The sequence below is a fragment of the Kitasatospora sp. NPDC001539 genome, assembly GCF_040298565.1.
Taxonomy (GTDB): domain Bacteria; phylum Actinomycetota; class Actinomycetes; order Streptomycetales; family Streptomycetaceae; genus Kitasatospora.
The window spans coordinates 1-5,621 of record NZ_JBEPAK010000350.1 but is presented as its reverse complement, the minus strand read 5'-3'; the positions used below and the strand labels follow the sequence as shown (position 1 = coordinate 5,621).

At 70.4% G+C, this 5,621-nt stretch carries 4 protein-coding genes; 1 reads left to right on the top strand and 3 read right to left on the bottom strand.

The features are described from left to right. Positions 1-64: 64 nt before the first annotated feature. From ABT247_RS31310 to ABT247_RS31300, 3 genes are all read right to left on the bottom strand, one after another. The gene (locus tag ABT247_RS31310) at positions 65-640 is read right to left on the bottom strand and encodes a TerD family protein (RefSeq protein WP_350749430.1); all 576 of its coding nucleotides are present in this window, start codon (positions 638-640) and stop codon (positions 65-67) included. A gap of 331 nt (positions 641-971) precedes the next feature. Then, on the bottom strand, positions 972-1,430 hold the full coding sequence (locus ABT247_RS31305) for a peroxiredoxin (RefSeq protein WP_350749427.1): 459 nt from the start codon (positions 1,428-1,430) through the stop codon (positions 972-974). A 447-nt stretch (positions 1,431-1,877) separates the two neighbouring features. Then, on the bottom strand, positions 1,878-2,318 hold the full coding sequence (locus ABT247_RS31300; RefSeq protein WP_350749425.1) for a DUF3052 domain-containing protein: 441 nt from the start codon (positions 2,316-2,318) through the stop codon (positions 1,878-1,880). Between the two features lie 516 nt (positions 2,319-2,834). Between ABT247_RS31300 and aceE the strand changes: the two genes are divergently transcribed. Continuing rightward, on the top strand, positions 2,835-5,585 hold the full coding sequence (gene aceE / locus ABT247_RS31295) for a pyruvate dehydrogenase (acetyl-transferring), homodimeric type (protein WP_350749422.1): 2,751 nt from the start codon (positions 2,835-2,837) through the stop codon (positions 5,583-5,585). The last annotated feature ends 36 nt before the right edge of the window (positions 5,586-5,621 follow it).

Below are 5,621 nucleotides of genomic sequence, written 5' to 3'. Positions count from 1 at the left end.
CGGACCTCGGAGGTCCGGGGCCGCCCCGGGAATTCGGCGCGCACGGCCGTGCGCCGACGCGGACTCAGACGTTGACGCCGAAGTCCTGGGCGATGCCGCGCAGGCCGGAGGCGTAGCCCTGGCCGATGGCACGGAACTTCCACTCGGCGCCGTTGCGGTACAGCTCGCCGAAGACCATCGCGGTCTCGGTGGAGGCGTCCTCGGAGAGGTCGTAGCGGGCCAGCTCCGTGTTGTCGGCCTGGTTCACCACGCGGATGAAGGCGTTGCGGACCTGGCCGAAGTTCTGGCCGCGGCTCTCCGCGTCGTAGATCGACACCGGGAAGACGATCTTCTGCACGTCCGCCGGGACGCCGGCCAGGTTGACCTTGATCGCCTCGTCGTCGCCCTCGCCCTCACCGGTGCGGTTGTCGCCGGTGTGCTCGACCGAGCCGTCCGGGCTCTTCAGGTTGTTGAAGAACACGAAGTTCCCGTCCGAGGCGACCTTGCCCTGGTCGTTGCAGAGCAGGGCGCTGGCGTCCAGGTCGAAGTCCGTCCCGGTGGTGGTCCGGACGTCCCAGCCCAGGCCGACCAGGACGGCCTGGAGCCCGGGGGCCTCCTTGGTGAGCGAGACGTTGCCGCCCTTGCTGAGGCTGACTCCCACTTGTCCTCCAAGAATCGGGAGGCACGGCTGGTGCCCCCGCGGTGGTGCGGTTCGGGGGCTCCGACCGTGGAAACACGGGCGCGCGCCCCACCCCGCCAACGGCCCGAGCGTAGTGCCCGGTTCCCGCACGCACCTGCGAACGGCGCACGGAGCGCGTCCGAACGGGCCCGCACCGCGTCCGAACGGGCCCGCGCCACCGTCGGACGCGATCGCACCGCCTCCGAACGTGATCGCACCGCCGGCGAACGCCTCCGGACCGCCGCCGACCGCCGACGAGCCCGATCGCACCGCCGGCGAACGCCCCCGGCAGCGGGCCGGGCCCCGGGCCGCCTCAGAGGGCGGCGAGGACCTCGAGGTACTCCCGCTCGTCCCGGGCGTCCGGCAGGCCGTTGACGACGCTCCAGCGCACCGTGCCGGCCTTGTCGATCACGAAGGTGCCGCGCAGCGGGCAGCCCTTCTCCTCGTCCAGCACGCCGTAGGCCCGGGCCACCTCGCCGTGCGGCCAGAAGTCGGCGAGCAGCGGGAACTCGAGGCCCTCGCGGTCGGCGAGGACGCGCTGGCTGAACTGCGAGTCGCAGGAGATGCCGAGCACCTGGACGTCGTCGTTCTGCAGGCCGGACAGCTCCCGCTGGATCGCGCCCAGCTCGCCGGTGCACACCCCGGTGAAGGCGAACGGGTAGAAGACCAGCACCACGTGCTTGGCGCCCCGGAAGTCGGCGAGCCGGACGCTCTCCCCGTGCTGGTTGTTGAGCCGGAAGTCGGGAGCCGGGGTACCGACCGGGACGGCCATGAGCGGGACCTTTCTGAGGCGACTCCGGCGCGGGCGGGAGGGCGGCCGGGCCGCGCGGCGGCGCGGCAGGGCCCATCCTCGCATTCGCCGACCGGCGTTGAGCCGAACGGATGACCCGCTGCGCCGGGCGGCCCAACCCTTTCGCCCTCGGCGAACAACCGTGAACCGAACCCGAACGCGGACCCCGAACCGGGATCTCAGCCGGACCCGAACCCGAACCCCAGCCCGGCCCGGCCCGAACCTCAGCCCGGCCCGAACCCCAACCCGGTCCCGGACCCCCGTCCCGGATCCCGACCCGGTCCCGGATCCGAACCCGGGCCCGCACCTGAACCCGAACCCGGGCCCGCACCCGACCGGCCGCCGCGGCGCCCGGGACGGACACGGAAAAGCGCCGGGCCCCGTCGGAGGAGTGCTCCGACGGGGCCCGGCGCGGGGCCCTGGGCCCGTTCAGCGCTGCTTGGGCTGCTTCGCCGTCGACTTGGTGGCCAGCCGGGTGGCCGCCCAGTCCTTGGCGATGGCGATCGAGCTGGTCTGCGAGAGGCCGGCGGTGCGGGCCGCGTCCGCGATCTCGGAGGCCTCGATGTGGCCGTCGCGCCCGGTCTTCGGCACCAGCAGCCAGATCACGCCGCCCTCGGCCAGGTACTCCAGGGCGTCGACGAGGGCGTCGGTGAGGTCCCCGTCATCGTCGCGGTGCCACAGCAGGACGGCGTCCGCGACGTCGTCGTAGTCCTCGTCGACGAGATCCGTCCCGGTGATCTCCTCGATGCCCTCGCGGAGGTCCTGGTCAGTGTCTTCGTCGTACCCCAGCTCCTGGATGATCTGGCCCTCTTCGAAGCCGAGACGGGTCGCCGGGTTGGACTTGTCCGCGGGGTCCGCGGTCGCGCTCACGGGAATAACCTCCAGTATTCGGCTCGGCATCCATGCCGAGGCTGTGGCCGTAGTCCACACGGGACCGGCGGTTCGCGCAAGTACCCGACCCCCGATCCCCTCCAAAGGTTGACGTCTCCCGGCCGGACACGCCGGTCGACGTGTCGGGAATCACACCGATTTGCCCTTCTCTGCGTGGGACAAGGATGCTTCGGGTGGTCCCGGCCCACAGGCCGTACGCGTGCCCGAGATGCGAACGGCATTCGGGGTCCGCGTGTGCGCGGGCGTAGAGTCTCCTGTTGGCCCTCACCCCGGCCGCTCGCCATCGGGCGGACGGGACACCAGGTCGGACCACCTCTTTTCGTAACACCCGGGGTGCACGGAGCGGACGAAGACGCCCGCGCCGCGCGCCACCAGACCGGCCCGCCCACCAGGCGGAACGGTTACCGATCGGTAGAGATGACGGATCTCCGAGCGCGGTAGCACGATGGAGGCGGCGCGACACACCTCAGTTTCGACCGACAGTGAAGGAACAGCGTGGCTTCCGGATCCGATCGCAACCCGATCATCATTGGCGGCCTTCCGAGTCAGGTCCCGGACTTCGATCCCGAGGAGACCGCGGAATGGCTGGAGTCGCTCGATGCGGCCATCGACGAGCGGGGGCGTGAGCGTGCCCGTTACCTGATGCTGCGCCTGATCGAGCGCGCCCGCGAGAAGCGTGTCGCCGTGCCCGAGATGCGCAGCACGGACTACGTCAACACCATCGCGACCAAGGACGAGCCGTTCTTCCCCGGCAACGAGGAGATCGAGCGCAAGATCCTCAACGCGACCCGCTGGAACGCGGCCGTGATGGTCTCCCGGGCGCAGCGCCCGGGCATCGGTGTCGGTGGCCACATCGCCACCTTCGCCTCCTCCGCGTCGCTGTACGACGTCGGCTTCAACTACTTCTTCCGCGGCAAGGACGCCGACGGGGAGTCCGGCGACCAGATCTTCTTCCAGGGTCACGCCTCCCCCGGCATCTACGCCCGGGCCTTCCTGCTGGACCGGCTCACCGAGCAGCAGCTCGACGCGTTCCGCCAGGAGAAGTCGAAGGCGCCGTACGGCCTGTCCAGCTACCCGCACCCGCGGCTGATGCCGGACTTCTGGGAGTTCCCGACCGTCTCGATGGGCCTCGGCCCGCTCGGTGCGATCTACCAGGCGCGGATGAACCGCTACCTGGAGCACCGCGGCATCAAGGACACCTCCGACTCGCACGTGTACGCCTTCCTCGGCGACGGCGAGATGGACGAGCCCGAGTCGCTCGGCCAGCTGTCGCTGGCGGCCCGCGAGGGCCTGGACAACCTGACCTTCGTGGTCAACTGCAACCTGCAGCGCCTGGACGGCCCGGTCCGCGGCAACGGCAAGATCATCCAGGAGCTGGAGTCCCAGTTCCGGGGCGCCGGCTGGAACGTGATCAAGCTCATCTGGGACCGCAGCTGGGACCCGCTGCTCGCGCAGGACCGCGACGGCGTCCTGGTGAACAAGATGAACACCACCCCGGACGGCCAGTTCCAGACCTACGCCACCGAGTCCGGCGACTACATCCGCGAGCACTTCTTCGGCGGCGACCTGCGCCTGCGCGCCATGGTCGAGAACATGACCGACCAGCAGATCCAGCACCTGGGTCGCGGCGGCCACGACCACAAGAAGATCTACGCGGCCTTCAAGGCGGCCCGCGAGCACAAGGGCCAGCCGACGGTCATCCTCGCCCAGACGGTCAAGGGCTGGACGCTGGGCCCCAACTTCGAGGGCCGCAACGCCACCCACCAGATGAAGAAGCTGACGGTCGAGGACCTCAAGCGCTTCCGCGACCGCCTGCACCTGCCGATCACCGACAAGCAGCTCGAGGAGGGCTACCCGCCCTACTACCACCCGGGCCGCAACTCGGAGGAGATCCAGTACATGCACGACCGCCGGCAGGAGCTCGGCGGCTACGTGCCGACCCGCAAGGTGCGCCCGCGCAAGCTGGAGCTCCCGGGCGACGACGCCTACAAGGCGGTCAAGAAGGGGTCCGGCAACCAGACCATCGCCACCACCATGGCGTTCGTCCGGCTGCTCAAGGACCTCATGCGGGACAAGGGCATCGGCAACCGCTTCGTGCCGATCGCGCCGGACGAGTACCGCACCTTCGGCATGGACTCGCTCTTCCCGTCGGCGAAGATCTACAACCCGCTGGGCCAGACCTACGAGTCGGTCGACCGCGACCTGCTGCTGGCCTACAAGGAGTCGCCGAAGGGCCAGATGCTGCACGACGGCATCTCCGAGGCCGGCTGCACCGCCTCGCTGATCGCCGCGGGCTCGTCCTACGCGACCCACGGCGAGCCGCTGATCCCGGTGTACGTCTTCTACTCGATGTTCGGGTTCCAGCGCACCGGCGACCAGTTCTGGCAGATGGCCGACCAGCTGGCCCGCGGCTTCGTGCTCGGCGCCACCGCCGGCCGCACCACGCTGACCGGTGAGGGCCTGCAGCACGCCGACGGCCACTCGCACCTGCTGGCCTCGACCAACCCGGGCGTCGTCGCGTACGACCCGGCGTACGGCTTCGAGATCGCGCACATCGTCCAGGACGGTCTGCGCCGGATGTACGGCTCCAGCGCCGAGCACCCGAACGGCGAGGACGTGTTCTACTACCTCACCGTCTACAACGAGCCGATCAAGATGCCGGCCGAGCCCGAGAACGTGGACGTCGAGGGCATCCTCAAGGGTCTGCACAAGTACGCGCCGGGCACCGCCGGCCAGATCCCGGCCCAGATCCTCGCCTCCGGCGTGGCCGTGCCGTGGGCCCTGGAGGCCCAGCGCATCCTCGCCGAGGAGTGGAACGTCAAGGCCGACGTCTGGTCCGCGACCTCCTGGAACGAGCTGCGCCGCGACGCGGTGGAGACCGAGGAGTTCAACCTGCTGCACCCCGAGGAGCAGCAGCGTGTGCCATACGTGACCCGGAAGCTCCAGGGCGCAGAGGGTCCGTTCGTCGCCGTGTCCGACTGGATGCGCGCGGTGCCGGACCAGATCGCGCGCTGGGTGCCGGGCCAGTACCAGTCGCTGGGCGCCGACGGCTTCGGCTTCGCCGACACCCGTGGCGCGGCCCGTCGCTTCTTCCACATCGACGCCCAGTCGGTCGTCCTGGCGGTGCTCACCGAGCTCGCCAAGCAGGGCAAGGTCGACCGTTCGGCGCTGAAGGACGCGATCGACCGCTACCAGCTGCTGGACGTGGCCGCGGCCGACCCGGGTGCCGCCGGCGGCGACGCCTGATCACCCGCTAGCGCCCGAAGGGGCCGGACCCCGTAC